Source organism: Maccoyibacter intestinihominis, from assembly GCF_040096355.1.
In the GTDB taxonomy this organism is placed as follows: Bacteria; Bacillota; Clostridia; order Lachnospirales; family Lachnospiraceae; genus Maccoyibacter; species Maccoyibacter intestinihominis.
In genome coordinates, this window is record NZ_JBBMEX010000004.1 from 90,323 (window position 1) to 104,791 (window position 14,469).

The 14,469-nt window shown below is 43.6% G+C and carries 16 protein-coding genes and 1 riboswitch; all 16 genes read right to left on the reverse strand.

What is annotated here, in order from left to right:
- Nucleotides 1-31: 31 nt before the first annotated feature.
- On the reverse strand, nt 32-814 hold the full coding sequence (locus tag WMO43_RS05185; RefSeq protein ID WP_353530380.1) for an adenosylcobinamide-GDP ribazoletransferase: 783 nt from the start codon (nt 812-814) through the stop codon (nt 32-34).
- A 1-nt stretch (nt 815) separates the two neighbouring features.
- Nucleotides 816-1,364: a bifunctional adenosylcobinamide kinase/adenosylcobinamide-phosphate guanylyltransferase gene (locus WMO43_RS05190; RefSeq protein WP_353530382.1), complete on the reverse strand. Its 549-nt coding sequence runs from the start codon at nt 1,362-1,364 to the stop codon at nt 816-818.
- Nucleotides 1,361-2,461: a nicotinate-nucleotide--dimethylbenzimidazole phosphoribosyltransferase gene (cobT, locus tag WMO43_RS05195; RefSeq protein WP_353530384.1), complete on the reverse strand. Its 1,101-nt coding sequence runs from the start codon at nt 2,459-2,461 to the stop codon at nt 1,361-1,363. The genes WMO43_RS05190 and cobT overlap by 4 nt, the downstream gene beginning before the upstream one ends.
- The gene (locus tag WMO43_RS05200) at nt 2,430-3,956 is read right to left on the reverse strand and encodes a cobyric acid synthase (RefSeq protein ID WP_353530386.1); all 1,527 of its coding nucleotides are present in this window, start codon (nt 3,954-3,956) and stop codon (nt 2,430-2,432) included. The genes cobT and WMO43_RS05200 overlap by 32 nt, the downstream gene beginning before the upstream one ends.
- 19 nt (nt 3,957-3,975) lie before the next feature.
- Nucleotides 3,976-5,082, reverse strand: a complete 1,107-nt coding sequence (locus tag WMO43_RS05205; protein WP_353530388.1) for an ABC transporter ATP-binding protein — start codon at nt 5,080-5,082, stop codon at nt 3,976-3,978.
- Nucleotides 5,079-6,098 (reverse strand): FecCD family ABC transporter permease, encoded by a 1,020-nt coding sequence (locus WMO43_RS05210; RefSeq protein ID WP_434784167.1) that lies wholly within the window; start codon nt 6,096-6,098, stop codon nt 5,079-5,081. Before WMO43_RS05210 ends, WMO43_RS05205 begins: the two co-directional genes overlap by 4 nt.
- 16 nt (nt 6,099-6,114) lie before the next feature.
- On the reverse strand, nt 6,115-7,263 hold the full coding sequence (locus WMO43_RS05215; protein ID WP_353530391.1) for an ABC transporter substrate-binding protein: 1,149 nt from the start codon (nt 7,261-7,263) through the stop codon (nt 6,115-6,117).
- Between the two features lie 12 nt (nt 7,264-7,275).
- Complete coding sequence (locus WMO43_RS05220; protein WP_353530392.1) at nt 7,276-8,181, reverse strand: iron transporter; 906 nt, start codon at nt 8,179-8,181, stop codon at nt 7,276-7,278.
- Between the two features lie 12 nt (nt 8,182-8,193).
- Nucleotides 8,194-9,405: a sirohydrochlorin cobaltochelatase gene (locus WMO43_RS05225; RefSeq protein WP_353530394.1), complete on the reverse strand. Its 1,212-nt coding sequence runs from the start codon at nt 9,403-9,405 to the stop codon at nt 8,194-8,196.
- A gap of 230 nt (nt 9,406-9,635) precedes the next feature.
- Nucleotides 9,636-9,808: riboswitch (cobalamin riboswitch) on the reverse strand.
- A 149-nt stretch (nt 9,809-9,957) separates the two neighbouring features.
- Nucleotides 9,958-11,115 carry a phosphopentomutase gene (locus tag WMO43_RS05230; RefSeq protein ID WP_353530396.1) on the reverse strand — a complete coding sequence of 386 codons (1,158 nt, stop codon included), beginning with the start codon at nt 11,113-11,115 and terminating at the stop codon, nt 9,958-9,960.
- Between the two features lie 82 nt (nt 11,116-11,197).
- A complete protein-coding gene (locus WMO43_RS05235; RefSeq protein WP_353530398.1) occupies nt 11,198-11,899 on the reverse strand; it encodes a SpoIIIAH-like family protein in 702 nt (233 codons plus the stop codon).
- A 9-nt stretch (nt 11,900-11,908) separates the two neighbouring features.
- Complete coding sequence (locus WMO43_RS05240; protein WP_353530400.1) at nt 11,909-12,334, reverse strand: SpoIIIAG-related protein; 426 nt, start codon at nt 12,332-12,334, stop codon at nt 11,909-11,911.
- Nucleotides 12,276-12,593: a stage III sporulation protein AF gene (locus WMO43_RS05245; protein ID WP_177962024.1), complete on the reverse strand. Its 318-nt coding sequence runs from the start codon at nt 12,591-12,593 to the stop codon at nt 12,276-12,278. Before WMO43_RS05245 ends, WMO43_RS05240 begins: the two co-directional genes overlap by 59 nt.
- Before the next feature lie 10 nt (nt 12,594-12,603).
- Nucleotides 12,604-13,881: a stage III sporulation protein AE gene (locus WMO43_RS05250; RefSeq protein ID WP_353530401.1), complete on the reverse strand. Its 1,278-nt coding sequence runs from the start codon at nt 13,879-13,881 to the stop codon at nt 12,604-12,606.
- Entirely contained in the window at nt 13,878-14,261 is a 384-nt protein-coding gene (locus tag WMO43_RS05255; RefSeq protein WP_353530402.1) for a SpoIIIAC/SpoIIIAD family protein, read from the reverse strand. The genes WMO43_RS05250 and WMO43_RS05255 overlap by 4 nt, the downstream gene beginning before the upstream one ends.
- 8 nt (nt 14,262-14,269) lie before the next feature.
- Nucleotides 14,270-14,464 carry a stage III sporulation protein AC gene (gene spoIIIAC, locus WMO43_RS05260; protein WP_177963506.1) on the reverse strand — a complete coding sequence of 65 codons (195 nt, stop codon included), beginning with the start codon at nt 14,462-14,464 and terminating at the stop codon, nt 14,270-14,272.
- Nucleotides 14,465-14,469: the final 5 nt, after the last annotated feature.

A 14,469-nucleotide genomic window follows, 5' to 3' on the forward strand; every position in this document is an offset into this window, starting at 1 on the left:
TATCTGATATTTGAGTATGCTCTTTCGGATTTTAAATATTAATTCCTGATTTAAGAAGTACATTCGCAACGTTTGTCATCACTACAATAGCACCTTCGCATAACAACAGGAAATATCCTGCGGTATCTCCCGTAATCCCCCCAAGTTCCTTCTTAGTACGGTATTTATAATAGCCAAAGACTGCAAAAGCTGTAATAACCGCCACACTTCCTGCAAAAAGTGACCTCCACAACATAAAACCGATGCACAAGGCTCCCTGCACAGACAGTGCTGCTTTTACAATGACCGCATCCGCGTGGTCCTGAAACAGATAGAGCATTCCCTCTTTTTTCGCGGATGGGAACGATACGACTCCAATCCCACTTAACACCCTCGCCAGTACAAATCCTGCGCATACAACCTGTAATATATTTTTATCCGTAATCTCTGAAAATGCCCCCATATAGATCAATCCATACACCGCTAACATGATCACGGCAAATGCCCCGATATGGGAATCCTTTAAAATCTCTAATTTCCGCTCTTTCGGTTGGTAGGAATGAAATGCATCCATTGTATCCATAAAACCATCCACATGGAATCCACCAGTCAAAAGCAGGGGGATTGCTGTGCCGATAAACACATAACACAGATTTCTGATCCCGAACCGGTCGCAAAGCAGCCGCCAGAAATAGAGACAGAGCCCTATCACAATACCAATCCATGGAAAAAAGCAGAGTACATGCTTCATATCTTCTTCCTTCCACTCAAACTGTGGCATGGGAATTTTTGAATACATCGAAAATGCGATGATGATTGACTTTAAAATATGCATGTTACTTTCCTCCCTTTATCACAAGTGGGATTCCCACGACTACTTCTATCACTTCATCTGCCATGTCCGCTAACTTTTCATTAATGCTTCCGATCGCCCGAAGGTATTCCATCGTACCCTCTTCATAAGCAATCCCGTCTTCAAATACATTATTGGTTACGATCACCAGATGTCCTGCCTTTTGTTTCAGGCTCTGGATCCCTTCTACCACAGAATCCGTAACTTCCGTATAACTTCTTGTTTGTTTCTTAGTATCTTCACTCAAAAACATCTCATTGGCAGTCAGATTTGAGATACACTCTAATAAAACACTGCTCCCTGCCTTAATCTTTGGCAATGTCTTTTCGATTTCTATGGGCTGTTCGATCGTCAAAAAGCCTTTATTTTTTCGAAGTCTTTGATGCCTTGCGACCTTTTTCTTTCCTTCCTTGTCAAAAACCTGCATCGTTGCAAGATAATATTTATTGCCCTTACCGGCAATTCTCCCAATATATTCCTCTGCATAGGCGGACTTACCGCTTCCGCTTCCTCCAATAATTAATACCATCATAACTTATCAAACCTCTGATACTGTTCTACCTGAATATCAAAAAAAGTCGTTTCTGCATGATAGACACGCAATGCCATATCTAAAAGCGGGAACATCATTACTGCTCCGGTTCCCTCCCCCAATGCCATGTGAGCATTCAAAACTGCCTCTTTTTCTAATGCCTTTAACAAAAACTTAGCCGCCGGTTCTTTGCCCTGATGTGACGTCAGCAAATATTCTTTCGTTCCCGGTGCGATTTTTTCTGCCGTCAAAGCTGCCACCAGACTGATGACACCGTCTAAGACAATCGGTATCCGATAAATCGCTCCTCCAATGCAGAGACCTACAAGTCCGGCAATATCCAGACCACCTACCGTCTCTAAAATGGTAAATGCATCTTTTTCATACAAGTCATATTTCCGGATTGCCTGTCCGATAACTTCCTGCTTATGCAACAGTCCTTTTTCACTGAGGCCTGCTCCTTTTCCTGTGACAAGCGGAACTTCACATTTTAAAAGTGCCGCTGCCATAGCACTGCTGGTCGCTGTATTGCCAATCCCCATCTCTCCGGTTGCCAGTATCCGGTATCCTTCCTCTTTTAAGGTACGCACCAATTCCATTCCAACCGCCATGGCACGAACAGTTTCCTCTTCCGTCATTGCCGGTTCTTTTAAAAAATTCCTTGTGCCACATCGGATTTTTTTATTTAAGACACCGTGAATCTCCTCCCGGTTCTGTATACCGATATCCACCGGTATGATATCGGCTCCTGCCACTTCCGCCATTTGACATACGCTCGAATGTCTGCCTGCTATGGATCTTGCAACTGCCGCTGTAACCTCCTGCCCGGACTGGCTGATGTTTTCCTCTACGATGCCATTGTCTGCACACAGGATCAGCACGGCTTTTTTAGAAATATCGATCTTTTCCTCTCCGGTAATTGCTCCGATCTGAGCAGTCAGCGTCTCAAAACTTCCAAGCCCGTCTATCGGTTTGGCGATCACATCCCAATTATGAAGTACCTGCTTTCGTACCTCTTCCATCGGTTTTGGGATGGAAATCTGCTCTAATTCTTCTTTTGTGTACTTATTCCAGATGGGCTTCTCTAAGCATTCCATAGATTTCCTCCATATTCAGATACTCCCTTAAGGTATCTGCCAACTGATCATACTGCCGCTCTTTAAAGGCGTGATAATCTTCTGACATTCCCTCTTTGATGGTAACTCCTTTTTTCTCGGCTAATGCCTGCACGATCTGATCTGCGATATTTCCGGTATCAAACAGTCCGTGGATATAGGAACCATAGACATTCGGATTCTTTCCGGTAACTACTACCTCACACGCTGTCTGACCTGATTTTTTCTGTTCCGGCTCATATTCCAATTCTTTTTCTTTGCCCTCTTTTATCCAAGTAGTCTCTCCCATATGAATCTCATATCCTTCAAATGCAGATGCAGAGATCGGATACAGGATTCCCGGTAGCATATTGATGTTTCCCTTTGTCTGACAGTGTTTCTTTTCTTTTTGGAGTACCGTCAGAACCGGCAGCAGCTCCATACCGCGGATATTTCCTCCCTCTTCCACTCCGGCAGGATCGCGTATTTCAAACCCTAACATCTGATAACCTCCACAAATCCCAAAGACCGGAACTTCCTCTGACCGTTGTTTGATTGCTGCCTCTAAACCGTTTTGCCGCATCCATTTTAAATCTCCCATTGTATTTTTGCTTCCCGGTAAAAAAATCAGATCCGGATGCTGCAATTCTCTGACCGAAGTGACATAACGCACCGACACTCCCGGTATCTGCTCAAACACATGAAAATCCGTAAAATTAGAGATTCTCGGATAATGGATCACCGCAATGTCAATCAGTCCCACTTCTTTTTCTAAAAAGCGTTCACTCAGACTGTCCTCATCCTCTAATGACAATTCCATATAAGGAACCACTCCTGTCACCGGTACATTGCCCCGTTCCTCTAACATTTGGATTCCGGGTTCTAAGATCGATGCATCCCCGCGGAATTTGTTGATGATCAGTCCTTTCACACGTTCCCGCTCGCCGTCTGTTAATAACATCAATGTCCCTAGCAGCTGTGCAAAGACACCCCCTCTGTCAATATCCCCAACTAACAGTACCGGAGCATCCACCATTTCTGCCAGTCCCATATTCACAATATCATTCTCTTTTAAGTTAATCTCCGCCGGACTTCCTGCACCTTCTATCACAATGATATCCACAAAGGATTCTAATTTATTAAATGCTCTTTTAATATCCGGTATCAGTTCCCGTTTATATGCAAAATAATCTCTTGCACTCATGTTTCCTAAAACTTCGCCGTTTACGATCACCTGTGAGCCGATATGGTTGGTGGGTTTTAATAAGATCGGGTTCATACAGACCATCGGAGAGATGCCTGCCGCCTCTGCCTGCATGACCTGCGCCCTTCCCATCTCTAACCCTTCTTTTGTCACAAAGGAATTGAGTGCCATGTTCTGGGATTTAAAAGGAGCTACGCGGTAACCGTCCTGTTGAAAAATCCGGCACAAGCCTGCTACTAACAGACTCTTTCCCGCATTGGACATCGTTCCCTGTACCATGATTACTTTTGCCATCTTTTTCTGCCTTTCTGCTCTATCTTCCTGTTTCTATCTGCTTTTTACAGCTTTTCGCATAATCGAATAATTCCTGATTCTCACGCTCTAATGTTCCGAAATGTTCTCTACAGCAGATCACACGTTCACAGGCATTGATACATCGTTTTGCCTCTGTAAGTGCCGCCTCTGTAATCGGTTCAAATGCTGCCGTCCCGATCACCTTTGCCGCTAAAGCCTTTGCGACCGGATAATCCAGATCATTTTGAAATAAAATCCCTGTTGCAAAAGGAATCCCTTCCCGTTGCAGTCTGCGATAAGTATTCCGCCCACTTCCGTTGCCTGCGATCACAAACACCTCAGGTTTTCCTTTGACCGATTCTAATTCCATACTTTCGCTCCGCTCATCAAAGCTGCCTGTTTCGATAGAAAATAATTTTTCGATATATCCCTCTTTAAAAATCTCCTGTGGAGTTCCAAAACGTTCCACACAGCTTCCATTGACACAGAGGATCTTATCTGAGACTTTTGCCGCCAGTTCTAACTCATGCAAAGACATCACCACTGTGAGTTCCTTTTTCTTTCGCATTTCCTGCAGGATAGACAAAAAATCTAATTTATATTTAATATCTAAATAGGAAGTTGGTTCATCTAAGATAATGATCTCCGGCTCCTGGCAGATAGCACGGGCAAGCATCACCCTCTGCCTCTGTCCGTCGCTGATCTTTGAAAAATCTTTATTTTTTAAGGATGTCACATGAACCGGTTCCATAGCTTCTGCCACTGCCTGTCTGTCTGTATCAGAAAGAATCCCGAACTTTCCGGTATAGGGATATCTTCCGGTCGCCACCACTTCCTCACAGGTCATCATCTCGGTACGCAATTTTTCGGTTAAAACGACTGCCATATTCTGCGACAGTTCATTTCCGGACATCTGCCCGATATCCTGCTCTCCTAAATAGACCGTACCGCCCAATAATGCAAGCTGTTTTGTGATACTCTTTAGGATGGTCGATTTTCCTGCCCCGTTTGGCCCTATCAGTGTCAGAATCTCTCCTTTTTCCAAACAGATCTCTATATTTTCGATCAGTGGCTGTTTGCCATATCCGACTCTCAGTTTTTCTGCTTTAAAATAATACTTTTTCACGCCATCTTCTCCTTGTTACGTCTTACCATGATCCACAGTACAACCGGCGCACCAAAGATTGCCGTGACGGTACTGATACTCAGTTCCGTCGGTGCAAACATCGTCCTTGCTAACAGATCACAAAACAGACAGAATACACTGCCCCCTAAAAAACAGGCAGGTATCATCCAGATTGGTTTTGCCGTACCTAAAAGGCTCTTTACTAAATGCGGTGCTGCAATTCCGACAAAGGAGATTGGTCCTGCAAAAGCTACGATACAGGCGGATAGAATACTCGATAACAGAACCATGGCTATGCGAAGCAGCCGGATATCCACACCTAAATTTCTTGCATAGACTTCCCCTAACTGATAGGCACTCAATGGTTTTGCCATCAAAAACACCAGAAAAAAAGTCACAGCCACCACACCGGTCATAACCGCTACATTTTCCCATGTCATTCCCGAAAAACTTCCCCTCGACCAGTTGTGCAGATTGACGATCTCTGCATCACTTGCAAAGGTTACCACCAGTTCCGTAATGGCAGAGCAGATATATCCGATCATCACTCCGCTTACCACCAGCATAGACATGTTATGGACTCTGCGTGACATTAAAAGCACAAATCCCATAGAGATCATTGCCCCGACAAATGCTGCTGCGATCAATGCCCAGGAAGTGATCTTTACTGCCTGTCCCATCAGAAATACCATGACGAGTGCCACCACCATTTTTGCACCGGAAGAGATTCCTAACACAAACGGTCCTGCGATCGGATTGTGAAAAAAAGTCTGCAACAGATACCCTGCAAGTGCCAAAGCACCACCTAAGATCATAGCAGCTAAAGTTCTTGGCATTCGGATGTCCCAAAGGATCCTGGAATTTTCAATTTTTTTTCCCCGGATGGATGCAAAAATATCTGCTAGCGGGATTCTGACGGTTCCAACACAGATATTCCACCCCACCAATGCCACAACACTAACCCCTAACAGGAAAAGCACTATGATATATCTGACTTTTTTACTCTGCTGCATCATATAACTCCTCTATTTTCTATTTCAACTGAAAAAGATATTTCATCTTCTGTTCGTTTTCTCCTAAAAGCATGGAATGGATGTCCTGCATCAGATATCCCATCGACATGGACTGCTGATACATATCATTGGTGGTACACCATACATCTCCATTCTTTACCGCCTTAAAATCCTTTAAAACCTCACATTTGTCCAACAATTCTTCGATGGAAGATACTCCACCGTCTATGGTGCTGTTATAGATCAGATAATCTGCATCTTTCGCACCCTGATAAAAATCTTCGATCTGCATATTCACGGTCGAACGTGCCACTTCCTCATCGCCCAGATCTTCAAAGATATATTTTCCTCCTGCAAGTTCGATCATCTTTGGAATATAATCCGAGCTCTGCCGCACCTGTACTAATCCGTTTGAAGTGATATAGAAAAATGCTACGGTCTTATCCGTTTTTTCATCGGCTGTTACTTTCTTTAAAATATTCTTTTGTTTTTCAAAGATTTTTTCTGCCTCTTTTTCTTTTCCAAGCAATGTCCCGAAAAATCTGACCCATTCCACTCTGCCTAACGGATGTTTTTCATAGCTTGAATATTCGATCATGACCGGAATGCCAAAATCTTCTAACATTTCTCTGACCTCCGGTGTATGGGAGATCATCATATTCTCGATCGCAAGCGTACATTTTTGTGATACGATCTGTTCATAATCCGGTTTGCTGTATTTTCCGGCATATGAAATATCCCCTCTTGCCATCGCTTTTTTTGCTCCCTCAATATACCAGTCCTCTTCTTTTTGCGAAGAAAAACGGATGCTGTCTAACGCATCAAGGTGGTCAAAAATATCCATGACAGAGGATGATACTAAATAGAGATTTTGGACCGGCTGCTGCATCACAATGATACCTTTTTCTAAATCTTTCGGTGCCTCTTTTCCCTCCGGTATGACTAAGATCTTTGTACCATCGGAAGTGGCAAGCAGCCGGTAACCGTCTTTGTAGTAATCTACGGAAAACTGTTTGGCATATTCTAACTCCATGCTGCTTTCGTATACCAGTTCGTCACTGATCCGGTCTTTCGCAGAATCGGAAGAAGGACTGCTACAGCCGCACAGCCCTAACAGTCCTGCTAAAAATAAACAGCATATTGCAATTACTTTTTTTCTTCCTTTCATATTCTCATCCTCTTATTCCACGGACTGTAACGTATCCGAGCGGAATGTCAGGGTATACTCGATCTCATGCGGTTTGCTCATCGCTACCGTATCACCGATAACGCTTACCGGCTCATCAAATGCCGAAACAGGGATTTCAAAGACAGAACCTCCTTCGGTACTGCTTGGCAGATACTTTGTTCCGTCTACGATCATATAATCATAGTTTTGACTATCCCACTGTACGGTTGCAGTAACTGCTCCGCCTTCTGCCTTAATCTTGACCGGTGAAAGGATCGTTGCTTTTCCACTGCCGCCCTCAAACGTGATCTCCATGGTATAATTGCCGTCTTCAAGTGCACTGATCTCTGTTTTTGGACCTTCCTCTTCTACCGGTGTCGGATTGGTCACATAAACTTTATGATCATACCATTTTCCCTTTGTTCCGATCAGTGCAAGGTCAAATTCCTGATCTAATGCCTTTACCGGTACATCAAATCCATAGACTTCTTCCGTTGTACCATCACTGTAAGTTACCGTGTCTGTGGTTGGCTCTAACAGATTCTTCTTATCATTTTTTGCATTTTTCGCAAGTCCTACATACAGATTTACGATTTTTTTAGAGCGCAGTGAGACATGGATCGTCATCTCGCCGTCTTTTACGGTCAGAGTTCCCTTTCCGTCATATGCCTCATTGACCTGAAACATGCCATTGTCCGTAACAAAGTCCGCTTTGTATACACCGTCGGCAAGCTCCGCTTCTTTCTGCTCTTCTTTTTCTTCTTTCTCTTTTTGATCTGTGTCTTTCTGATCTGTCTGTTCCACAGATGTTTCTGTTTTTTTCTGGGTATCTGTTCCATTGCCGGAGCATCCACTAAGAATTGTGGATGCTGCCAGCATGATGGTCAATATCGCAACTGTAATACTTTTTTTCTTCATCGTATACTCCTGCTATTTCATTGCCTCTGCAGTATGATCTACATAGATCTGCTGGATGTCCTTGATCTCGCCAAGTCCTGTGATCTGTGTATCTACACTGTCAAATTTTCCGGACGCTTTGAACATGCTTAACCAGGAATCATCATCGTCTCCTGCCATATCATTGTTTGCATGATCTCCTGCTACGACCATTAACGGACGAAGAACGACTTTTTTATATCCTGCTTTTTCTACTGCATCAATAACAGATTCACAGGAAGTCTCTTCCGGCTCACCCTCTACGGTTCCGATAAATACATTGTCATAGCCAAGGTCTTTCATCTGTGTCTGCATCTGGCTGTAAGATACTTTTGCAGTATGGGAAGTACCATGGCCCATAAATACAAATGCTGTTCCGTCTTCTTTTGCTGCATCAAGGCTGTCATAGCCGGCATCTTTTACGGCTTCTGCTGTTAATGCTTTCGCTACGGCTTCCTTATCGCTGTTTACAGCGTCTGCATCTGCTCCGACTTCTCCAAGAAGCGGTTCTGCAATTTTTACGGTTTCAAACTTGTCCTTATAGTTCTCTACCGCTTCCACTAATTCATCATATTCTGCACCACGCATTAAGTGTGTTGGCTGTACTACCAGATTCTTTACACCGTTGTCTACTGCACGCTCTAATGCCTGATCTACGTTATCAATTTTTTCTCCGTCACGCGCCTGTACATGGTTGATGATGATCTGTGCGGTAAATGCTCTTCTGACGGACCAGTCCGGATTTGCTTCCTGCAGAGCATCCTCTATTCCTTTGATGTCAGCAACACGGCTGTCATTAAAGGAGGTTCCAAAACTTACTGCTAAAATTTCATTTTCGCCAATATCATCCTTATTTCTGGCATCATCTTTAGATGCATCGCCGGTATCTCTTCCAAAATAATCCGGATCAGCATTTTCACCCTCTACTAATTCTTTCTGGGCATCGGTCAGTGCATCCCATGCTTCCTTCGCTTCGGCACACTGCTCGTCTGTCTTATCGTTTCTTTCCTGTACATAAATGGCATCGATCAGTGCTGCAACCTTATCTGCGGCTTTTTTGTCCGCATCTTTATCGGATTCTGTATCCGCTTCTTTTTCTGTCTTGGCTGCTTTGTCACTTGTTGCCTCTTTGCTGCTTCCGCATCCTGTAATGCAGAATGCTCCCATCATAGTTGCCATCAATAATGCTACGACTCTTCTCTTCATGTTTCCTCCTTAGGGTGTTCGTTAGAATTTTCAGAGCAACCGGCTGCATCCTCGCGGAGCGTTTTTTTATAAAATTACAGAGTCATCCCCTGTAAAATTAAGATCAAAATAAAAACCCTCTGCCTGTACAGGTAAAGGGTTTATACGCAAAAGAAACGCATCAAAATTCCAAAACAGAAATTCTCATACATCAATATGTACAACCAGTTACTCGTGGCTTGAAACAAATGTTTCTGTACAGCACTCAGGCAGGTCTCCCGGCTTAAAGATCTCTGCATCCGTCATCTTCCCGGTTTCCCAGTGATATCTCGACTTCTGCTCCCTAATTACGGTGACGAGTTCGTACAGGATTTGCACCTGTTTCCCTTTTCACCGAAGCCAGCCATGAAAAGTATTGTCTGAAATACAAAATGACTGCTTCGACACCTGACTGCTATTTATTCAGTTTTTTCTTTGTGCCTGTGTATCACACAGCACATTCCGCCATCCGGCGAATCGCATTTATTGTAACATACTTCACCGGCTGCCGCAATGGTTCCAGCCGTATTCTGCCTAAGATTCTTCTAACTTCTTTCCTGCACATTTTGGTACAATGGAAAAATAGTCTAAGATCGTTGCCGCAATATCGGCAAATGTATCCCGTGTGCCATAGTTCGTTCCCGCCTTGACCGGCTGGCCATACAGAATGAGTGGCGTATACTCTCTAGAGTGATCCGTAGATGGTGTACTAGGGTCACATCCGTGATCTGCAGTGATCATCAGGATATCCTCATCCCTCATTTTTTCTAAGATCTCCGGCAGACGTTCATCAAAGTAAGTCAGTGCTTTTGCATAACCGTCCACATCATTCCGGTGTCCGTAGAGCATGTCATAGTCCACTAAATTGACAAAACAGATACCCTCAAAATCTCTTTCCATATACTCCAATGTCTTATTGATACCATCTTCATTTCCGGTAGTCCGTACGAATTCCGTAATACCCTTTCCTGCAAAAATATCGTTGATCTTTCCAACGGCAAGTACGTCTAACCCTGCTTCTTTCATCTGATCCAACATCGTGACTGCCGGCGGTTCTAATGAAAAATCATGTCGGTTCGATGTTCTTGTGTAATTGCCGGATTCCCCGATAAACGGTCTTGCGATCACACGACCCACACCATGTTCCCCTGTCAGTATCTTTCTTGCGATCTTGCAGTACTCATAGAGCTGTTCTACCGGAACAACCTCTTCATGGGCTGCGATCTGAAAAACCGAATCTGCGGAAGTATATACGATCAGATCTCCGGTTCTTCGATGTTCATCTCCGTAATCTTTGATCACTTCCGTACCGGAATATGGTTTGTTACAAAGCACACCCCTTCCGGTCTGTTTTGAGAATTCCTCTAGGATTTCTTTTGGAAAGCCGTTCGGATAAGTCGGAAGTGGCGCTTTAGAAATAATTCCCGCAATCTCCCAGTGTCCGATGGTTGTGTCTTTTCCTTTGGAGCTTTCCGTCATTCTTGCAAACGCTGCCGTTGGATGCTCCTCTTTGTCATTGACTGCCATTCCGTCAATGTTAAAATATCCTAATTTTTTCATATTTGGCATGGAAAAATACGGACTCTTAGAAACTGCAAGAATCGTGTTACTTCCTGCATCTCCATATTCTGCTGCATCCGGCATTTCTCCCATGCCCACACTGTCTAATACGATTAAAAATACCCGCTTCATTGGTGCCTCCTCCGAATTTTTCTATGTAAAAATTATACGTTCTTTTCCATATATGGTCAAGAAATTATCAGAAATCTTCCGTCTACTTTTCTGTCTGTGTCTTTGCAGAGGAATCTACCGGAGTGATAATAATATTCTGTGCAGATACACCGGTTTTTCTCTTAACAATATCTTCCACCTGTGCCCGTTTTGCATCGGTTGCATCTTTTCCCATATCCAGTACGACATCGGCGGAATCATCCGTAATGCTGACTACAACGTTACTGAATCCCTTTGCCTCTAAAAGCATCTCTGCCGCTTCTTCCTTTTCAGCGGTGTCGGTCATTTTGACCATCTGCTCAATGGCAGACTGTCTGCTTGCTTCTTCTAATTCTTTGTTGTTGATGATCTCTAATAAAGATTCTTTGTTTTTAGACCGCACCTGTTCTCTCGACAGCTTCGCCTCTGCTGCAAAATTAACGCTCTCTGCACCGGTACTGGTTAAGACTGCTTCACCCGGATTTGCCGACTCTGCTTCCTCTTCACTCATTCCTTCCGCAGAAGTCTCTGATGTCGCCTGTGATGCATCTGCTACCTCTTCTGATGCCTCTGTGTCCGTAAAAATCTCCTCGCTCTTGCTGTCTTCATCCGAAATCTCATATTCTTCTTTTACCTCTTTTTTGCTTGCCGTTTCCTTCGTATCGTTCTTTAAACCTGTGTTGCTGTAGCTGAGATAACCGGCTGCCGCGATCATCAGTGCTAATCCTGTAATGATGAGCTGATTCTTCTTAAATATTTTTTTCATGGATACCTCCTAATCCGCTTTCATTTTTACTATTTCTATTTTATGTGCCTCTATGGGAAATAATGCTATTACGATGTCCTGTATTTTTTTCTTTACCGCCGGGTCTGTTGCTCCCTGCGCTACCACCACAACCCCTTCCACCGTACCTTCGTTTTCTTTATCCGATGCAAAACTTTTTGTATCCTCTGCCTCCGTGATCATCACCCTGACCTCTCCGACCCCTTCCGTATGCTTTAAAATGCGTTCTAACCGCTCCTCTAACTGTTCTCCACCTGCATCTTCATTCGCCTTAAAATCCATTTTCGATTCTGTCTTTTTTTCTGTCGGTATCGCAAGCACAAGTACCAGAACCCCCAAAAGTGCGAGGATCAAAAGATTATTCCGATTCCCCATAATGTTCCTGATAATATCCGCTCCTTTCTTCGACATATCCATTCTGCAATCCCTCCAATCCTTCCATATCCGTCAGACCGCTCTCTGCTTTATAAGTTTCAAATTCCTCTACCAGTGAAAAAAAATCCACGCCGCTGCTGACCCGGTTTAACAGTGGCAGGAACACCACCACTAAAAGTATCATTTTTACTGCAAATTGCAGATACTTCTGATAGGATTTCTTTGGCACCAGATAGAGGATCAGTGTTAGGAAAAAATACAACATCAAAAAGGTTTTCAGCCACTCTAAAACAGCACTCATCTCATTCCTCCTAAACCACAAAAGATGTCGTTGCACACATCATCGCCACGGTAATAAAAACCATAAATACGGTCGTAGTGATCACACGCATCAACATCTCGCCTCCATGTGCCGCACCGCTCATTGCTCCCGCGATCCGCTTATCCGCAATCGGTTCTAAAAATGCTGCCATACACTTATAAAGCAGTGTAATGATCAATACCTTACAAAACGGGATCAATGACAAAAATATCAGCAAAAACATCGCAGCCACTCCGACACTGTTTTTAATGACCATCCCGGAACCGATGAAAATATCACCGATTGCCGCTGCCGCACCGCCAATCCCGGGGATCAGGCTCAAAGACTTTGTCAGGGTTGTTCTGCTCGCATAGTCAACCGCCGGTGCGATCATTCCCTGTACAACGTTTAGACCAACCACGATCGTCAGCACCAGTTTGGCACCCCAGCTGAAAATATCACGCACCAGCTCTGCCGTTTTTGAAAATACTTCTTCTTTCATCATGCAGTTTGTTAAATAAAACAGAACATACAGATTGATCAGTGGCAGCAGTACATAGATCATCAGCACTTCGATCCCATACAGGATAAAAAAAGTCAGCTCATAAAAAGACATGGCACTCATCGCGTTTCCGGCAAAGACCATGACCGCTAAATAAGAAGGCAGCAGCATTTTCATAAAGCCCGTCACATTTTGAAGCAGATGGCTGACAATCTCGGAGGTCACGGAAAATGATTTTAAAACAAACAGCATCAGCACCAGATAGGTCAAAACGTAGCAAAGCTCCGTAATATAGGAATTTTCAACCAGTCCTAAAAAGTTCTGCAAAATACTGAAGATCAATACCAGTACCACGATCTGCATCATGCTTTTCTTATTTTCCTCAAGTTCTCCCACCAGTGCCTCTTTGATATAGCCTCCGATCCCTGCAAGGCTTTCCAACGCTCCCTGTTTTGAGATACTCCTCACCAGCTCTGAAAAACTCATTCCCGTTTCCTGCCCTGAAAATTCGTCCAGATCTGCAAAAAGATTTTCTTTCGTCAGATATCCCAGCATCTCGTCTCTTTCTGTGTCAAAGTCTACATCAGAATCTGCTTCTTTCTCCAGACCTGTATCCAATTCCCTGTCCACACCGGTATCTGGCCCTTTCTTCTTCTCCGCCTGCACCTGCAACGGAAACAGTAACATTCCCAAAATCAATAATATTCCTACAAAAAATAAATTTACCTTTAATTTTCCTATGCAATGTTCAAAATAACAGCTTTTTAATACATCTCTGTCTTTCATAAAAAATCCCCAACCGTCTGCAGCAATGCCAGCAATACCGGCATACTCACAAAAAGAATGGACACCTTACCAAACAACTCGATCTGGCTCCCGACCGCACCATAGCCCGCATCCTTACAGATTTCTGCCGCAAACTGTGCCACATAGGTAATTCCCATCATTTTTAACATCAGGCGGATATAACCACCATCCAAGTTCAATACCGTTTCAATCCTGCCAATGTACTCCACAACAATTTCTAACTTTGTTACCAGATAAATAAAAATGCAGACGCAGGTTCCAAGACTGATGAGCATCCCATACTCTGCCTTATATGATTTCAATGGGATTGCCAGACAGACACCTGCCATGCCGATCATTGCAATTTTTAAAATATCCATACTTCCCCCTATAATGCAAACAAATCCTTCATCGTTGAAAACAATTCGTAGATATATGGTACGATCCAGAACAATACCAGCAGCAGTCCGGCAAGACTTGTCAAAAATGCCTGCTCCTCTCTGCCACTGTGCTTTAATATCTGCGTTAACACAGTCACGATGATCCCGATTGCAGCAATTTTAAAAATCAGATTTACACTCATATGTT

What these genes read in the sequence shown, in the direction of transcription:
- WMO43_RS05200 (WP_353530386.1), bottom strand. Translation starts at nt 3,956, where the DNA reads ATGGCAAAAGTAATCATGGTACAGGGAACGATGTCCAATGCGGGAAAG.
- WMO43_RS05250 (WP_353530401.1), bottom strand. Translation starts at nt 13,881, where the DNA reads ATGAAAGACAGAGATGTATTAAAAAGCTGTTATTTTGAACATTGCATA.
- WMO43_RS05240 (WP_353530400.1), bottom strand. Translation starts at nt 12,334, where the DNA reads ATGGATATGTCGAAGAAAGGAGCGGATATTATCAGGAACATTATGGGG.
- WMO43_RS05245 (WP_177962024.1), bottom strand. Translation starts at nt 12,593, where the DNA reads ATGAGTGCTGTTTTAGAGTGGCTGAAAACCTTTTTGATGTTGTATTTT.
- cobT (WP_353530384.1), bottom strand. Translation starts at nt 2,461, where the DNA reads ATGGAATGCTTAGAGAAGCCCATCTGGAATAAGTACACAAAAGAAGAA.
- WMO43_RS05255 (WP_353530402.1), bottom strand. Translation starts at nt 14,261, where the DNA reads ATGGATATTTTAAAAATTGCAATGATCGGCATGGCAGGTGTCTGTCTG.
- WMO43_RS05190 (WP_353530382.1), bottom strand. Translation starts at nt 1,364, where the DNA reads ATGATGGTATTAATTATTGGAGGAAGCGGAAGCGGTAAGTCCGCCTAT.
- WMO43_RS05225 (WP_353530394.1), bottom strand. Translation starts at nt 9,405, where the DNA reads ATGAAGAGAAGAGTCGTAGCATTATTGATGGCAACTATGATGGGAGCA.
- WMO43_RS05230 (WP_353530396.1), bottom strand. Translation starts at nt 11,115, where the DNA reads ATGAAGCGGGTATTTTTAATCGTATTAGACAGTGTGGGCATGGGAGAA.
- spoIIIAC (WP_177963506.1), bottom strand. Translation starts at nt 14,464, where the DNA reads ATGAGTGTAAATCTGATTTTTAAAATTGCTGCAATCGGGATCATCGTG.
- WMO43_RS05215 (WP_353530391.1), bottom strand. Translation starts at nt 7,263, where the DNA reads ATGAAAGGAAGAAAAAAAGTAATTGCAATATGCTGTTTATTTTTAGCA.
- WMO43_RS05220 (WP_353530392.1), bottom strand. Translation starts at nt 8,181, where the DNA reads ATGAAGAAAAAAAGTATTACAGTTGCGATATTGACCATCATGCTGGCA.
- WMO43_RS05210 (WP_434784167.1), bottom strand. Translation starts at nt 6,098, where the DNA reads ATGATGCAGCAGAGTAAAAAAGTCAGATATATCATAGTGCTTTTCCTG.
- WMO43_RS05235 (WP_353530398.1), bottom strand. Translation starts at nt 11,899, where the DNA reads ATGAAAAAAATATTTAAGAAGAATCAGCTCATCATTACAGGATTAGCA.
- WMO43_RS05185 (WP_353530380.1), bottom strand. Translation starts at nt 814, where the DNA reads ATGCATATTTTAAAGTCAATCATCATCGCATTTTCGATGTATTCAAAA.